The 17,220-nt window shown below is 48.1% G+C and carries 12 protein-coding genes; 4 read left to right on the top strand and 8 right to left on the bottom strand.

What is annotated here, in order from left to right; translation table 11 throughout:
* Window positions 1-504 precede the first annotated feature (504 nt).
* Entirely contained in the window at window positions 505-876 is a 372-nt protein-coding gene (locus tag DF182_RS28365; RefSeq protein ID WP_113619127.1) for a hypothetical protein, read from the top strand.
* A 141-nt stretch (window positions 877-1,017) separates the two neighbouring features.
* Here DF182_RS28365 and DF182_RS28360 read toward each other — a convergent pair whose 3' ends face one another.
* The 6 genes from DF182_RS28360 to DF182_RS28335 are packed head-to-tail and all read right to left on the bottom strand — an operon-like array spanning window position 1,018 to window position 10,919.
* Complete coding sequence (locus DF182_RS28360) at window positions 1,018-5,316, bottom strand: discoidin domain-containing protein (protein ID WP_113619126.1); 4,299 nt, start codon at window positions 5,314-5,316, stop codon at window positions 1,018-1,020.
* Window positions 5,317-5,357: 41 nt separating this feature from the next.
* A complete protein-coding gene (locus DF182_RS28355) occupies window positions 5,358-5,879 on the bottom strand; it encodes a hypothetical protein (protein ID WP_113619125.1) in 522 nt (173 codons plus the stop codon).
* Window positions 5,880-5,891: 12 nt separating this feature from the next.
* Window positions 5,892-6,683, bottom strand: a complete 792-nt coding sequence (locus tag DF182_RS28350) for a heme ABC transporter ATP-binding protein (protein ID WP_113619124.1) — start codon at window positions 6,681-6,683, stop codon at window positions 5,892-5,894.
* A complete protein-coding gene (locus tag DF182_RS28345) occupies window positions 6,683-7,711 on the bottom strand; it encodes a FecCD family ABC transporter permease (protein ID WP_113619123.1) in 1,029 nt (342 codons plus the stop codon). Before DF182_RS28345 ends, DF182_RS28350 begins: the two co-directional genes overlap by 1 nt.
* Window positions 7,692-8,564: a heme/hemin ABC transporter substrate-binding protein gene (locus tag DF182_RS28340; RefSeq protein WP_113619122.1), complete on the bottom strand. Its 873-nt coding sequence runs from the start codon at window positions 8,562-8,564 to the stop codon at window positions 7,692-7,694. Before DF182_RS28340 ends, DF182_RS28345 begins: the two co-directional genes overlap by 20 nt.
* Window positions 8,565-8,594: 30 nt before the next feature.
* Complete coding sequence (locus DF182_RS28335; RefSeq protein ID WP_113619121.1) at window positions 8,595-10,919, bottom strand: TonB-dependent receptor; 2,325 nt, start codon at window positions 10,917-10,919, stop codon at window positions 8,595-8,597.
* 486 nt (window positions 10,920-11,405) lie between these two features.
* Between DF182_RS28335 and DF182_RS28330 the strand changes: the two genes are divergently transcribed.
* The 3 genes from DF182_RS28330 to DF182_RS28320 all read left to right on the top strand — a co-directional run bounded on the left by DF182_RS28330 (window position 11,406) and on the right by DF182_RS28320 (window position 15,652).
* A complete protein-coding gene (locus DF182_RS28330) occupies window positions 11,406-14,627 on the top strand; it encodes a type VI secretion system Vgr family protein (protein ID WP_113619120.1) in 3,222 nt (1,073 codons plus the stop codon).
* 106 nt (window positions 14,628-14,733) lie between these two features.
* A complete protein-coding gene (locus tag DF182_RS28325) occupies window positions 14,734-15,312 on the top strand; it encodes a hypothetical protein (protein WP_113619119.1) in 579 nt (192 codons plus the stop codon).
* A gap of 1 nt (window position 15,313) precedes the next feature.
* The gene (locus DF182_RS28320; RefSeq protein WP_113619118.1) at window positions 15,314-15,652 is read left to right on the top strand and encodes a DUF4280 domain-containing protein; all 339 of its coding nucleotides are present in this window, start codon (window positions 15,314-15,316) and stop codon (window positions 15,650-15,652) included.
* A gap of 50 nt (window positions 15,653-15,702) precedes the next feature.
* On the opposite strand, the gene DF182_RS28315 is transcribed toward DF182_RS28320, so the two are convergent.
* Window positions 15,703-16,029 (bottom strand): hypothetical protein, encoded by a 327-nt coding sequence (locus tag DF182_RS28315; protein ID WP_113619117.1) that lies wholly within the window; start codon window positions 16,027-16,029, stop codon window positions 15,703-15,705.
* A gap of 150 nt (window positions 16,030-16,179) precedes the next feature.
* Complete coding sequence (locus DF182_RS28310) at window positions 16,180-17,217, bottom strand: proline racemase family protein (RefSeq protein ID WP_113619116.1); 1,038 nt, start codon at window positions 17,215-17,217, stop codon at window positions 16,180-16,182.
* Between the last annotated feature and the right edge of the window lie 3 nt (window positions 17,218-17,220).

Genomic DNA, 17,220 nt, shown 5'->3' with positions numbered 1-17,220 from the left:
ACTGAATTTGTAAAACAAATTTTCATTGGCAGTTAAACCGGGTTAAGGATTAAGGGTTCAAGGTTATTTTGTTGTTACAAGTCAATCGCATTTTTAAAGTGTAGGGATTCTGGTCTACACTAAATTGACATAGACTACTAAAATAGACTATTTTTAGTTAACTGCAAAAACATTCCGGATATATTCCGCGGGCTTGTTATAATGGAATACTGTCTGTCAAAACAGCACTGCTGCTATATTACAGACTGCGATACTTACAGGTGACTCAGCAGAAAGACACTGTCGTAAATAATTTTTATGAAATCCTATTGCAGGCTAAAATACCAGCATTTTAACAGCCTGCAAAAAATTGCCTGGCTTATCAGTTACTATATTAAGGGCCTTCTCTCTAAGTGACTTTTAATTATTCAAAAAAATTTATTTTAAGTTAACAGTTTAGTCACATTACGTGATTAGCTTAGTGTAAACATCTTCAATTCTTGTTAACAGAAAAACTAAATGACTATGAGAAAATTCATTGTTTGCTTCGCTACTGGTCTTGTATTTTCAGGTTTATTTCAGGTCCATGCAACAGGCAAACGTCCGGCGAAGACGCTATCAGCCGCTAATAGTGGTGTATTCATCCAGCAAAAAGTAGGTCAATGCTGGAATGCACTAAGCGCCTATGTAGAGAACCAGGATACCCGCGCCCACAAAGTCACTGTTGAACGTACAGAACAAAACCCGAACTACCCTCAGCCTTATGTTGAAACTATTACAGTGACTGTTCCGGCAGGAGGTGAAGTATATATTGGCTGTACTGCACTGGTAGGAGCACTGCCTAATGGTGACATTCCGGTTGATTTCAGGGTTGTGGCAGATGAAGTGGTGAAATAATTATCACTTATCATACGATTCATGCGGCTTTACTTTTTGTTTAATCCCTTGCAGAGCTGCTTTTGATACGACCAAAAAGAAAAAGAAGGCTTTTATTCAGCCTTCTTTTTCTTTTTTATCAGCCCTCACAAACTGCGGAAATTACTCCGTGATCACAATCTTACCTGTTTTCAACGGTTTGGCTGAAGCCTGTTTGCTGTTGAAAATACTATACAAATAAACACCTGCACTCAGGTCGCCGGTACTAACAGTACCGGCATCGTTTACATATTCGAGCCGTACCATTCTGCCTTTGAGGTCATAGAGGCGCAATAGCAGCGCAGCGTTTCCGTGGCTGAGCACATTCACGCTTCCGCCGCGTTGTAACCTGGTCGGATATACGCTGATATTGCCAGGCTGCTGTGTGCTGGCCTGTGATGTTTTTGCCGACGCCGCTCTTGCCGCGGGTGCCGTGGTATCCGGACAACCCGTAAACGATAGCTCCGCAACGGAGGTCCATGGATTGGCATTCACTTCGGAAGTGGTTACCAGCTTCACATAACGAGCCTTCACGGTGGGCGAAAAAACAACATCCTGTGCCGCAGTGCTGTTCACAAAGTTGCCGCTGGCCACCTGCATCCAGTTGATACTGTCGGCGCTCACATGTACCTGGTATGCATTAATGCGTCCATTAACACCTGACTGCCTTGGCAGATAGGTGAGCCTGCTCAGATTGTAGGCACCACCAAGATAGATGGAAATATAATGCGGCATGGGCGCGGTACTGCTGTACCATTGTGTGTGCCAGAAGGTGCTGTTGTCTCCGTCGATAACGTTCGTAGCCGGAGCGTTCTCTCCTGCTGTTTCCTGGCTATCGAACTGCGATACCCTTAGCTGAGTGCGCGGTATCGGGGTATTGCAAGTCCCGGCTACAGGCGGATTACCCGGATTGCCTGTGCCAAAGCCACCCATACCGGTATTGAAGGTCCCTGATACATAGTAGATGGTAGCACCTTTCATTCCGCTGCTGTCCCGTGACACATAGATCGTACCGGCACCGTCAGGTGAAGGATTAGATGTCATTACATTGCTGATACGGCTCTTCACCTTCACCACTTTCGCAGAATCCCAGGTTAGCCCTGTAGAAGCCTCCCAACCTTGTTTTTCAGCCGCTGTGTAGTACAATGTTACATTTAGGCTGCCGGCAGTGTTGTTATTGGCCGGTGTGATCTTCAATGTTTTTGATGCCAGGTAATGTACCCTGGTAGTATCCCAAAACTGTGCGGCACTGGTACCTGCACGGTCTATCTCTACGGTAGTACAGCCATAATCAAAGGCCGACAGATTCTTCACTTTCGCAATGATTTTACCAAGGCTGTCAGCAAAATACACTGTTGCATTAGGGCCAAGATACTGCGTGGTACTGGCATTCAGCGTGCCCGCCACGGTTGTGACGGCCGGTTGCGTACTGAAGATCAGGTTAGGTCTTGTAGAACCATAACCAGGTGCAGTGAAGCTACATCCTGCGCCACTGGTCTGCCGCTGGAATGCGGTAGGATTGGCGCCGCTCACAGAGATCGACGCTACGAGATTATCTCCCTGATCTGTTCCATCTGCGTTGTTATAGCAGGACTGTATGAGGATACTGGAACTACCATCCCAATAGAAAGGCTGTGAGAAAGGAACCTGTACCCAGCCTGTATCTGTAACACTGATATTACCGCTATACACAGTTGTAAGCGGGCTGTTATCAAACTGTGTATCCGTAAACGCAGCCTGCGATGTAGTACCTATTGCTACGTTGAAGTTCTGGAACGAGCTGGTAGTGGTAACCGTACGTGAGATCACGTGATAAGCGATTGAATAAATGTTACCGCGCTGTAACCCTGCTGCTCTCAGTTCATCTCCAGGATAGATAGTCTGGGTGCGCTTATCAGACTGTGTGCCATTGAACGGACTGGAGGCGCTACCGCCCGTAGTGCCGTTACCGTAAGTCAGGTTGACGCGCGCTGTATCTCCTACCGGCGTAGCATCTGGGTAGTTGATATTCACACGGCATGTTTGCGCAGAAGGATCAGCCATGGCATTCGTAGTCCCGTTGACGTTAAAGGATAACAAGGCATATTTGCTGGCCGGATCTGTTTTACTGCCATACACCCTAACGGTAACCTGGCGTGATGTGGTCTGCCCCGATGCAAAAACCAGCGTATCACTGGGTGAGGTGAAGCTGCCGTTGGTGGTCACATCGTAATCAATTCCTTTCGCTGCGGAGGACGTAGAACCTGCTACCAGCTGCACATTGGCATCGCCGGAAGGCGCCGGGCTGGTGGTAAGATTAACAATATAATCCGTATACGGTTTACAGCCGGATTTATTTGAGCCACCAGCTGTGGTATTGATCGTAGTAGCAGCAAAAGAAATCAGCGGTGTTACCGCATTGTTGAACTTAGTACCGAAAACACCACGCCCATAGAAGCTCACCCGCAGCTCACTGCTATCAGCTACACCGTTGTTATAGGCAAAAATATCTGTAATATCAGCGACCGTCGGAAGCCCGATGGAATACAACGACCAGTCGGCCATGTTCTTATTACGGTAATATACGCCGCGTGCCGTGGCAAGGTATACAGACTCGTCGGTGGCGTAGCGGTCTTCCAGCAGCCGGATAACATTCACCGGCGGCAATGTACCGGTGATGTCAGTGAAGGTACTTCCCTGGTCTGCAGAGCGGTATACCCTACTACCACAGGAGACATACACAACATTGGTGTCGCTTTTGATGGTGGTAACGCTGGCGGCTACACTGGTGGCTACCGGTGCGGCCACGCTGGTGAAGGCAGGCGATGTTGCCAGCGCATTGCGGGAGCGATATACTTTCTGATTGGTGGTAACATAATAAACCACATTGGCATCAGCGTTGCTGATGTGTAGTGCCTTAATCTTTTCTGTATTGTTCACCAGTTTTGCCCAGGCCGGCGAAGCCGCGGTGATATTGGTACTACGCCACAGCCCTGTATCTGCAATAAAAGCAACGCCTGCGTTAGCGGGTGTGAACTCCAGCTCCATTTTATTGGATGCAGTGAACGGCACATTGTAGGAACTTTCACTTCCTGTTACTGCCCTCCTCTTACCATTCTCATAATAATACACCTGATTGTTGGTATTATAATCAAATGCAGAGCGCGAGCCCCAGTCGCCCCCCCTGTTGGTAAACCAGGGGTTGCCGGCATACTTGTAATATAACTCTCCATTGTCCTGTGTGCCGATGCTGATCATATCACGGCGAATAGGGCTGCCGGAAGCATGATACACTTCAGTGGATGAAAGCCCATCGCTGCGTGGCACCCAGTTGACACCGCCGTCAGTACTGAGCCAAATGCCACCATCATTATAGTTGAACACCTTACTGTTGTTGTAAGGATTTACTTTGATACCATGCATGTCGGTGTGAATCATGGTCCACCAGCCTGTCTGTATCTGTGTCCAGCTGGTGCCGCCGTCTGTACTTTTCCATACAATGTGTGCCACGAGATAAAGGATATTGGCATTCACAGGATCCGCGCCAATACCGAAATTGTAGTTACCCTGTCCGCTGGAAGTAGCGTTGTAGCCTACAAGGTTAGGCGCTACATCTCCTTTCACCTGTGTAAAAGAGGTGCCGCCATTTGTTGATTTGTAGATCACCCCACCGGTAACAGCGTCGTTGGCACCAATCATCCCTACATACACACGGTTGGAATCGGCAGGTGTTACCGCTATTCTGCTACCTTTGGCCCCGCTGGCCGGTAAGGTGAGCGCAACGGGCGTCCAGGTTTCACCCATATCGGGAGATACATAGAACCCGCCAGCCATGTTCACTGCGTAGATGGTGGTGGTATTATTGGATGCTTTGTATGTCATGTCTGTGAACTGACCACCACTGAGCTTATTGGTCCAGGAAGTGCCGCCATCCGTCGTTTTCCAGATACCATCGTTGGTAGCGGCAATCAGCACATTGTGATCTGTGCGTGACATGAGTAGCTCTACCGCCATGCGGTTTCCGATGCTGCTGTTGGCCGGCAGCCACGATTGTCCACCGTCCGTGGTTTTGTATACACCCAGTGCAGTGCCGTAGTAGTTAGGATCTCCGGTGCCGAGGTACATAATCTGATCGTTGGTATAATCTATACATACGGAAGCGCAGGCTGCTTTAGGCAGCTCGTCGGTGCCCTGCAGCTGCCAGGTATTGGCAGTATCAGTGCTTTTCCAGAGGCCCCACACACTGGTGGCATAGACCGTGGCGGCATTGGAAGGATGGAACTTCATCTGTGTAACGCGGCCTATGCCGTTGATCTGTCCCGAAGAGTTGACCGGAAACAGCACGGGGCCGATATTCCGCCAGTTGCCATAGTTCTGTGCAACAACTGATGTTGATAACAACAGGGCGGATAAAAACAGGAATATATATTTACGTATCGTCATTGCGGTTATTTCGGTTGATGATTGGGAAATAGATGATTTGTTTACAGCCGTTGCTGGCCGGGGTTATCATTCTTCTTCTCTTTCTTGTCCTTCGTCTGCTTTTCCATGATGTTGCTCTTTAGTTGCTTTTGCTGTTGCCAGATCTGTACCTGCTTTTCGCTGCTGAGGATAGAGCCGTCCGGCTGCACATAGGGCAGCACCTGCCTTCTCCACCATTGGTACTTCTTGTAAGCAAAAGCATATTTGTGTGCATCTTCTTCCCTCACACGTTCCGCTTCAGATTCCTTTCTCCTGAAAATACCCAGGAACCGGCGTTTCCGCTCAGTATTCCTTTTCACATCCAGTATTTCATCTTCTTCTACCGGTAATTCTTTTCCTTTCCAGAAATCATTGAAAGATTTTTCTATAACAAAGAAATTAACATTGGGATCATCCATCATGGTGACCCAGTCAGGTTCTTTAACCTGCTGACGCGACTCCTGACGTTGTGCCGATACCGTTATACCACACAACAGTAGTGTCACCATCAGAACTAAAGGTGTCCAGACAAATTGTTTTTTCATTATTCAGGTGGTTTAAGAGTGAGAAACAGATTTTGGTTGATGATAAACGGGGATGACCGCTGTAATGTCTTCACTATCCAGCTGGTATACCTGTTGAATGTAAGCCGGCGTCAGCACTTCTTCCCTGCTGCCCTGCGCCACCATCCTGCCATTGTGCAGCAACAGAATATTGTCTGCAAACCTGGCGGCGATGTGCAGATCATGTAACACCACCACGATCACCAGGTCCTGCTGTTGCAGCAATGTTTTCAGTTGTCGCATCAGCCTGAACTGATAGTACACATCGAGGAAAGTGAGCGGCTCATCCAGCAGCAGATAACGACAGCTATTGGGTGGTCTTTCCCAGATCTGCGCCAGCACGCGTGCAAAATGCACCCGCTGCTTTTCACCGCCGGAGAGACTCAGGTAATCCCGCTCCGATAAGTTTTCCAGACCAAACAGCTCCATAGCCTCCCGGCAATAGCGTTCATCCGTTAACGTTGGCTTACCCCGGATATGTGGGTAGCGTCCCATCAGCACTACTTCCCGCACTTTCAGCGAAAAAGCCAGCTCCTGCTGCTGCGACAGCGCCCCGCGTATGGCTGCCAGTTCCTTAACGGAGAAATCAGTGATCAGCCGGCCGTCATACATTACCGTACCCGATGCCGGCCGGAGTTGCCCCGCTGCGATTTTCAGTAACGTCGACTTGCCGGCACCGTTTGGGCCCATCACTACATACAGCCTGCCTGGTTCCCATTGTACGCTGATGTCTTTCAGCAATACCTTGTCATTCTTCACACAGGTAATACCAGATAATACAAGCATCAGAAATAATATTTTTTCTTTCTCAGTAAAAAAATAAATACAGGTACCCCGGCAAACGAAGTAACGATACCTATCGGCAACTCCGCAGGCCGCAGCAGCAGTCGTGCCGCTATATCCGCCACCGTCAGCAATACCGCGCCAGCCAATGCGCCGCCAGCCACCAGATAACGATTGTCGGCTCCTTTCCAGATCCGCAGCAGATGCGGCACTACCAGTCCTACGAAACTGATCACACCCGTGAAAGCCGTTACCACCGCTATCATGATCACGTTAATGATCATCACTTCCATTTTTAGTTGCTTCACCGCCACACCTGATAGCTGCGCTTCCGCTTCACCCAGCATCAGCAGATTGAGCTTCGCTGCACAGGCCATCGCCCGCCAGCAACACAGTACCACCACAACAGCGGTGATGATTACCGATTCCCGGTTGGCACCCGACAAAGTGCCCAGGTTCCAGAAAGTGATGGAACGCGCCTGCGGGTCCCGCGCGACATAGGAGAGAAAACCGGTGCCGCTGAGGAACAATGCATTGATGGCTATACCTGTCAGCAATAAAGTAACAATGCCCGTCCCGCCTTCCTCTTTACCTCCCGACAAGCCCAGCACCATAAAAGTGGCTAGCATGGCTCCTGCGCAGGCAGCTAACGGTAACATCCATACGCCGGCATGGAAGTGGAACATAGCGCCTGTTACAAAATACAGCGCGGCGCCAAAGGCTGCCCCACTGGAAGTGCCTATCAGTCCGGGTTCTATGATGGGATTCCTGAACAGCGCCTGCAACAACACACCGCCCACCGACAACGCTGCGCCCGCCAATAAACAGAATAACACGCGGGGTAATCGTATCTCCAGAAAAACACGTTCGTGCAACGTATAGTCGTTGCCATTATGAAACAGTTTACCAAATGCCCCGGCTATCTCCCCTACACTGATGTCTGTTGCACCCAGACAGGCAGACAACAGCACTGCCACCACCAATAGCATAGTCAGCAAGGGAAACACACCGCTATATGTTCTGTTTTGCATGTATCAGTTTTTGCAGTGCCAGCACATTGACGCCGGTACGTGGTCCCAGGTATATCAGATCATGTTCTTCCACACGGTAGATATGGTTGCTGCGTGCGGCTTTTGTACCGGATACGCCGGGCAGTTCCTTAATCTTCTCTATAGATCCCAGCCTGTCATAACCGAAGTCTGTCAGCAGTATCACATCAGGGTCCGCCTGTGCTATCAACTCAGCGGAAACCTGTTGCATTCCTTTTGCGCCCTCAATAGGAATCACGCCACCGGCCCATCCTACCATCTTCGCCGCTGTGCTCTTCTGTGTTACGGCGAGATAAATATTCATGGCACGGCCAAAATGAATGATCACTACGCGCGGTGTGTCCGTATAGTGCTTACTGTTAGTCAATGCCTCCTTCATCTGCGCATCCAGTATCCGGCAAAGACTGTCCGCCTGGCGTTCTCTCCCAAAGTAAGTGCCCAGCTCAGTGATCATAGCCTTGTCCTGGTCTATGGTAAATACGCTGTCAGCAAAGGTTTTCATGGGTATCTTCATTTTCTTCAACTGCTGCATTACCTGTTCTGGCCCCACGTTATTATCGTGGATCACCAGCGTAGGTTCCTGTGAGATAATGCCTTCCGCACTCAATGCACGATGGTAGCCCACTGTAGGCAATGCCTTGATGGCCGACGGATATGTGCTGGAAAGATCTACCGCCACCAGATTCTTTTCTGCGCCCAGCGCATAGATCACTTCATTGTACTGCTTGGCCAGGCAAACAATACGGGTGCTTCCGGAATGCCGATCTTTATTGCTAAATCTGCCGCAGGCACCTATCATCAGCATGATGACCGGCAGCATATATGTATTTTTCATGATAATATTTTAGGGAGATGATTAACTTTTTCAGAACTTGTATGACAGGTTAAAACCGCCATACCACGTGGCTTTATAAGGTCCGGGCAGATAGATATTGGGGGGTGCTGCAGTGTAGTTGGCATTTAGAAATACCATCGTGTAATACCTGCTGCCGGTGATGTTATTACTGCCGGCAAATACATCGAGGCTGAAATGCCGCCCCAGATCATGCCGATAGCCTAATTTAGCCTGCAACAGCGTATAGGCGTCCGCATAGTGTGCATTGTCATACGTAATGGGCATTCTGTCTACGTAGTGCAAAGTGGTGTTCAGATAAACGCCCCATTCAGACTCGAGATCTACACCGGCATTGAACAGGTGCGGCGCTATGCCGGATGCCTTTTTACCGCTGTAGTCGATCGTTTTGGCGTTGTTGTTATTATCGCTTTTAAACTCCCTGTAAGTAAAGCTGGAATACGTGTAGTTTACGAATGGCCTCACCAGCGAAAATACGTGCGGATGCTGCGGTTCCAGCGTATAGGCAATACCGGCTTCCACACCGCGGTTCTGTTGCCCGCCGGCATTGGTAGTCATCGTATACAGTACAGTACCGGTGTTATTATCTGTAATTGCCTGTGAGGTGAGCTTATCTCTGATCTCCATATCAAACACCGTCATCTGGAATGACAGCCGTTTATCCAGCAAACTGCCTTTGGCTCCTACCTCGTACTGCACTGCTTTTTCAGGCCGCAGATCTGTATTCACCTGCCCTATCTGCGGAATCACCACTTGCCCCGATACCGGAGGCGAATATCCTTTACTGATACCTGCGTATATAGACACTGTTTCATTCAGGGTCTTGAGCACGCTCACCTGCGGCGTCAGCACAGGTGTGAAGGTCTTGTGCCCCGACTGGTCTTTATGCGTTGGATTTGCAGTATTCGTAAGCCTGTCGGTAATACTGTATTCAATGTAATTGTTGCTGACACCCGCCGTAATGAAGAAGCCCTGTGGCAGCTTCAGTTCCCATTGGGTAAAAAGACTGTACTGCATGACAGACAGTTCCAGATCGCCGGTGAGTGCCCCCTGTACAGCGTTTGCGAGGGCATAGCTTTTTTTGAAGGAATTGGTTTTCTGATATTCAGTGCCTACAGTACCATTCAAGGCTACGGTTCTGCCGCTGAAACTCAGTCCGAAAGCGGTGCGTGCGCCAAAGTTCTGCGCTATATTGGACGACAGCCCTGCTGCGAAAGCCTGCGATTGTTTGTAGCCACTGAAATAAGCGCTGGTGGTATTGCTGACATGCGATGAGAGGGCATATTGATGCGAAAGCCCTGCGCGGTATGTCTCAAAAGCAACATACCCTTTATTCTTCAGGTACGGCACTTCGCCGGTATCTTTCTTCTGAGCAAACTGGCTGCTGTCGAGCTGTCCGGCCAATTGATCATTGGAGTTGTTGTAGGCGGCGTATACCGAAAATGTCTGCTTTTCATTGCTATGAAAATCCCCTATAAAAGACACAAAATCTTTTTTGGATGCACTGTTGATACGGTAGCTATCGTAGTTCTGATGACCATAGTTCAACATAATGGATGATTTATCATCCGCGTATTCCAGGCGGGTATTGGTTCTGAACAGACCATAGCTACCCGCCAGCGTTTCCTGAGAGATGCGCGTACCATACAGCACCGGCTTGAGCGTATACATGTTCAGCACACCGCCGATGCCGCTGCCATAGAGGCTGGAAGCCGGTCCCTTGATCACTTCCATGCGGCCCAGGACAGAGAAGTCTATATCATCGAGGATGGTAGTGCCTTCCGCATCCGTTACCGGAATACCGTTCAGGTAAGCCTTGTAGCCCGTTCCGTTGAAGTTGGTGCCATTGCCGTAACCACGTAGGGTGATGCGCTGACCACCGGCCATTGTTCTTTTCTCCATACGCACCCCGGGAATCAGATTGAGTGCATATTCCGGGAAAATACCATCATTCCGTTGCAGCTCTTTCCTGCCAAGAATGGCCACCGACTGAGGTAGTAACAGATTGCTGCGGGGTTTAGCCGCATTGACGGAAACCTCGCTGAGATTATAGGAAGTAGCTGCAAGGCCTATCAATATCAACGGACTGCTATCCTTTGCACGCACAGTCTGTGGTTCATAACCAGAGGCCTTCACCAATAACCGGTTGTAGTGCGCGCTGATACTGAAACTGCCTGCAATATCAGTTGTTGTCAGCAGCTGATCACCGGAATAAATGCCAGCACCTTTTACGGGAGATAATGTGTACAGATCATACACCCTGCCTTTGAGAGACTGTTGGGTATAGGCATATAGCGCACATAGCAATGACGCCACCAATAAGGAGATTTTTTTCATTGTTTTTCAGATGTTTGGTTGATGTATAACGCTCGTCGGTATTATCTATGGGCCAACTTCGGCAGGTTCATTGTTCACTACAGGATCGGGTTCACAGGGACATCAGATTTTTCATTGTTAGCTCGGATATTCAACTTAAACAAGGATACCCCTTCTTCACTAAAGCTAATAAAAATTTATCATGAAGTACAATTTTTTTTGCTATTGAATTTCAGTGTTTAACACTTTTCAGCTGTTTTTAGATTTCCCGGGAGACATGTTTTGTTCCGGGGATTTTTTTATATATTTACAGGCACATTGAAGAACGTTAACTCCCGGATCATTAGTATACCCAACTTTTTCTGGTAATTTTCGTTCTTAATTCCATTTGCTAACCTTTTTTAATTTGTCAGTATGGACCATATTCTTTGCCTTTCTATTGATTGTGCGCCGGCACACATATACAACTTCCTGTAAACACGTAATCAAAACTAAAATATTCATCGTATGGCCCAACTTACCAATGCAACGTTCAGCATAGGTGGTAACCCCGTATCACAATTCACCTCTTTTTCGCTCAGCCAGCGCATCTTTGATCATCACCAGTTCACATTTGTTTGTCCTGCACAAACCATTGACGGTGTGACCGGCCTGTTCTCGTCTTCCCGCGAGATGATCGGCAGCGCCTTTGAAGCACATATCTCCGGTGTAGGGCTCAAAGGGGATTTGCTGTTTAATGGTATTATTACAGGCGTTGAAACTTCGAGGGTCAACGGCGAATACGGAGAAGTCATTATCTCCGGCCACAGTCCTACTGTCATGCTGGACAGCGGCCCGCACTGCAAAACCTGGGAGCAAAAAAACCTGAAGAGTATCGCCCAGGATATCCTGAAGTTTTTTCCTCAACAACAGCTGTCGCCCAAGGTACAGCCGTTGCACAGAGAGCCGTTTGAATACATGGTCCAATACAAGGAAACAGCGTGGGCCTTCCTTCAGCGGCTGACAGCCGAATGCGGGGAATGGCTTTTCTGGGATGGCCGTAACCTTGTTATCGGTCCTCCGGACGGGACTGAAAAAACCAAACTGTTTTATGGCAGCCACCTTAGCCACTTCAGCATCAACCTCAATGCCAGACCCGCCGGAATGCAATATATGGGGTGGGATTACCAAAGCAGCCAGCTGCATACCAGCCGTCCGCTTAGTGAAAGCGTCCATCAGAAAGCGGGATTAAACTCCCTCGGCGAAAAGGTGTATGAGAAAGCACAGACCATTTATGCCACCCAGCCCAAACAATGGAACTTCCGCTTTGCCGACAGCAAAAAACAACAGGATGAAATGGCTACCCTGCGCAACGCCATGGAAAGCACCCGAATGATCCACCTGACAGGGAAAAGCGGGCATCCGGGCCTAGCCATCGGCGCCAAAGCTGAAATAGCCAATATGAATGTGTTTAACGGCGATGCGGAAGAATACGGCGAATACCTCATCACGGAAATCAATCATTTTGTAGATACCAAAGGTGATTACAGCAACCAGTTCACTGCCATTCCCTCCTCTATCCAGCTGCCGCCGGTAACCATCCCGGAATCCCCGGTCTGTGAGGCGCAAAGTGCCATCGTCACAGACAACCACGACCCTCAGGGCCTGGGCCGCGTCCGTGTAAAATTCCACTGGATGAACGGAGAAGAGAAGACACCATGGATACGTGTTATGTCTTCCCATGCCGGCGGAGGCAAAGGTATCTTCTTCATTCCTGAGCTGGAAGAAGAAGTGATCATCGGTTTTGAAGGAGACAATCCCATAAAGCCCTATATGCTGGGAACGGTCTACCATGGCCGCGCCAGTAATAGCTTCAGTAATCCCGGTAACGATATAAAGACCATACAGACACGGAGCGGAACTAAAATCCGAATGGACGATGCCGCCGGGTCCGTATTTGTCGAAGACCCCAGCGGCAACACCTGGTTTATGGACGGAAACGGAAATATCAGTGTACAGGCGCCCCATAACATCCGTATCAATGCAGGGCAGGATATACAGCTGAATGCCGGCCAAAATATGGAAATCAATGTCGGGAATGACTTTAGCCATATTATCGGCAACAAGGCCCTACTCCTTGCCATGAACCAGCTTTTTATACAAACGCCGTTCATGAACCAGCTCGTATCCAACTACCTGCATACACAGGCAGGAACGGCCCTGTTCAACACCCTGACGGAACTGAAATTTGAAAGCCCTGAGATGTACCTCTCGGGAGAAAAGAAACTGTTCCTCCACTCTGATACCGTGGCCACCCTCAATTCCAAAGGGAAAACCGAGATCAAAGGAGCCCAGGGCAATGCTCATACCAACGTGGCCGACAAATTCCAGAAGTCCAAGCCCGAAAAAGTAGCGTTGGCCATGGTACACTTCCGGCCGGAAACATCCTACGCGGGAGAATTCGGGTTTGACTGGCTTCGTGCGGACGACAACGGGCTGACCACCGAACCTGCCTATGAGAAAATCATAGAAGGTGGCTATTCCACACTGACAGATGCCAGTGGCAATCGCAGAGACCTTACCAAAACAGAGGCTTATGATAAACTGAAGAAAGAGTATTTAACCCTGCCCATTGAGCGGAAAGCACCACCGGCAGGCTCACCACCTCCTGTTCAGGCGCCATCCACAGAATACTTCGTGCCTTATCTCACGCTTTTCTCCAAAGAGTTTGTCAATACCCTCACACTGCCGGCAGGAGCCGTCAAACCTAAATACGAAGCCACTTTGCGGATATTGGTGGATATTGAGGAAAACCTCGACAAACTGGAGTTTGAGTTTGACACCAAAGTATTTTCACTGGACAAAACCACATTATCAGATAAAAATGTAACCGGCGGACTGAAACAAAGCGCCAGCAACACCATCAAAATCACCTGCCTGAAAGACTTCGACCGGGATAGTGAGATCCGCATTTATGCGTATCCTCAGGGCGTCACGGCCAAAAGTAAAGCAGAACAACTGGCCGCCAGAAGACTGGCAGGGAAAATAAGAGTGCTGCGCAACGGTAAAAAAGTAAGACGAACCCGTAATTTCGCCCTGGTAGGCATTGACACCAATATCAACGCCATCGCGCAAGGCCGGTTCAAAGCACAGGAAAAAATAAACCTGTATAATGCCCTCCACCAGGCACTGATTGTTCCCACCGTTGTGGAAACAACCCTCGATCTGACCGGAGTGGCCGACTTTCAGAATGGCGGAAAACATGTGGACGGCAACAATATTGCCTATCTGGACAAAAACAATCCCAACCGCGCTAATCCAACCTTGTACCCGGATGTTCAAAAGGCGTTTTTTAATGATAAGGACGCTCATGGCAAACCCAAAAACCAGCAATACAAGAGAGGATATTTTACTATTTTCGTCTTTGGAGTAGAGTCCAATATACCCGGCGTTTTGGGAGCAGTACAGGATATCGGAAAAACCAATGTGATCATGTTCACACTGAGCGGAGGCGGAGATGATTGTACCCTGAACCATGAAACATTTCATGGGCTCGGCTTATGTCATACCCATCGTGACGCTATTCCAGTGGACATGCCGGGATATCGGTATATCTATCCAAATGCTATCGCCTCTTCACTCCAGCCGGCAGCCAATCCTACAGATGCAACAGACAATATCATGAGTTATCAATCTGTTGCTATCACCTCCTGGCACTGGCAATGGAAGATAATAAACACTAAAATTTGATACTATCATGAACGGTTTTTTTTTATCGGTAATGTCGCTACTACTTTACACATCCAGTTGTGTAAGTCAGGGAAATCAGCCTATTAAAAATCAAAAACAAGACACAATGAAACGATTCAATGAAGCACTATATAAAACTCTGCCTGTAGATGAAAAAACAGGCTCCTACCGGCTTAGCAACGGCAATCTGGTACAACTCATCAACAAAACACAGCATCACGGCTATGTGGAAAAAATAAACAAATACCCCACTGCCTATATTACCTACTTTGAGTACCATCTCAATGACGTGCTGAAAAAAGAAGGACAACTCTTTTATGATTTTAATACCGGCAAGTGGAAAGAATATGACACCAATGGTAGTTTTGTAAAGGAAACTGATATGGACCAGCCTTATCATTTCTCTTTAGATAAGCTGATCGATAAAATAAAGAAAGAATATTTCGTTGACCTGACACTTAAAACACCGGGCAATTCGGTAAGCCGGTTTCAATATGAAAAACTGAGCAACCGCCCTTTTTATGAGGTTAAGCTGGCATCCAAAGAGAATAACATGCAAATAAACTATATTCTAGTGGATGGTAACAACGGAGAGACCTTGTTCAAAACCTCCTATTTCTTAAAACAGCGGGCTAACCCATTCAATGAATATCTGAAATCACAACAGGCTAACACCACAAAATAATATGCCTCAAAAGATAACGGAAAAGGCTATACTGACATGTGACAAGGGCATCAAGCCCTCCTCATTAAAAGTTACGAGCCAACAATTCTGCACGGCCGAAAACAAGCTGATTGCCACCGAACAGGATATTGCACCAGAGGTGAACATACCCAATTTCGGTATGTGTACTGTTACCCGCAGTCAGTGTGTGCCAGCCCCTACAGCCTGGAATAAAACCACGCCCCAGGACACAATTAATGATTTAAAGATCCTCACCACAGAATCGTACTGCCAATGTGCCATCGGCGGAAAGATATCCGTTCAGCATAAAGGATTCGGGGAAAATCACGAGCTTTCATAAAACAATCCCCGGGAGACCTGTTTTTGTTCCCGGGGATTGTAGTTATCTTTTTACAAAGGCTGACCAGGGGTCAGTTTACCAGAAGAAGCACCGACAAACTCCAGCACTTTCACCGCATGAGAGCCATTAAGACCGCTCTCATCGCGCTCCTGCTGGAAAACCTTAAAGGACGCTACATTCAGCACTTCCTGCTGAATCTTCTCGTCCCGGTAGGCTGAGAAATGTGAGAAGGTAACCCCGTCATCCATCAGGGAAATATGGTACCAAAAGGCGGCATCATCCATCTTTTGGAAATCTGCCAGGAATCGTTGAATGTTTTCTTTATTCTTTGCTACAAATTCCGGTTTTACTGTATAAGTAACCTTCACTGTGATCATGTCTGTATAAATTTAAATGGTTTGAATAGAAAGCCTTATCAGGCTTCTTACAACCATACAACAACCGGGCTGTCGTATTTTGGACATGTGCAGCAAAAAAATTTTAAATTTTTATCCCGTAGCCCCCGGATATAGTATCCGAAAAGATCCTTATCTGAAAATAAATCCTTCTTTAAACGGATCTTCCGGGTCAAAATAAAAGGTATGTTGTCCGGTAACGAAGGCTGTTCCGCTCACTTCCGGTATTACGGCATTATAGTCGCCAAAACGGGTCAGTTCTCTGACCGTTACCCCCATGGTACTGCCGGTGATACTTTCTATTATAATAGTCTCATTGAGCTTTAACTCGCCTTTGGCATGATGTAATGCCGCACGCGCGCTCACCCCGGAACCGGTAGCAGAGCGGTCTACCTCTCCTTCTGCAAAAATGCATACATTACGGCTATGATGCCCTTCTTTCAGGGCTTTCCCGGTGAAAATGGTGCCATACAAAAAACTCAGGTCTTCTTCAAATGGATGCCGGATATCAAAATTGCTCATGACCGCATGTTTGATCCGACGTCCATAATCAATCAGCTGATTGTAGTGGGCGGCATCCAGGCTAAGCGGCAGGTTCTCCACATCCACAAACGCATAAAAAGCGCCACCATAGGCTACATCAAACTTCACATTACCGATACCCGGAACCATTATTTCCTGATCAGACAAATACAGAAAGGAAGGTACATTACGGAAGGCAACATTGCTTACTTTCCCATTCTCCATAGTGGCATGAGCAAAAATTTTCCCTGCAGGCACATTGATCGTCAGTTCCGGATTCCGTCCTTCTTTTTTGACAATACCCGTTTCCAGCGCCAGCTTGGTCAGTGCGATAATGGCGTGTCCACACATGGTGCTGTAGCCTTCATTATGCAGGAAAAAAACATCCATATCTGCATCAGCAGAATCAGTGATCACTGCCCCATACATATCTGCATGGCCACGGGGCTCCCACATAGTGCCTGTCCGGATAAAATCCAGATGTTCTTTGAAGTATCTCCTCTTTTCAAGAACTGTCAGTCCTGCTATTGGAGGCAATCCGGAAACAAAAACGCGTAAAGGTTCCCCGCCGGTGTGCATGTCTATCGTTCCTATCTTTAACCATTGAGTAGGCGATTCCCAATGCAGGTTATTAAGCAGCGTTTGCATTTA

The sequence above is a fragment of the Chitinophaga flava genome (genome assembly GCF_003308995.1).
GTDB lineage: Bacteria > Bacteroidota > Bacteroidia > Chitinophagales > Chitinophagaceae > Chitinophaga > Chitinophaga flava.
This window is presented reverse-complemented; position numbering and strand designations above follow the sequence as displayed.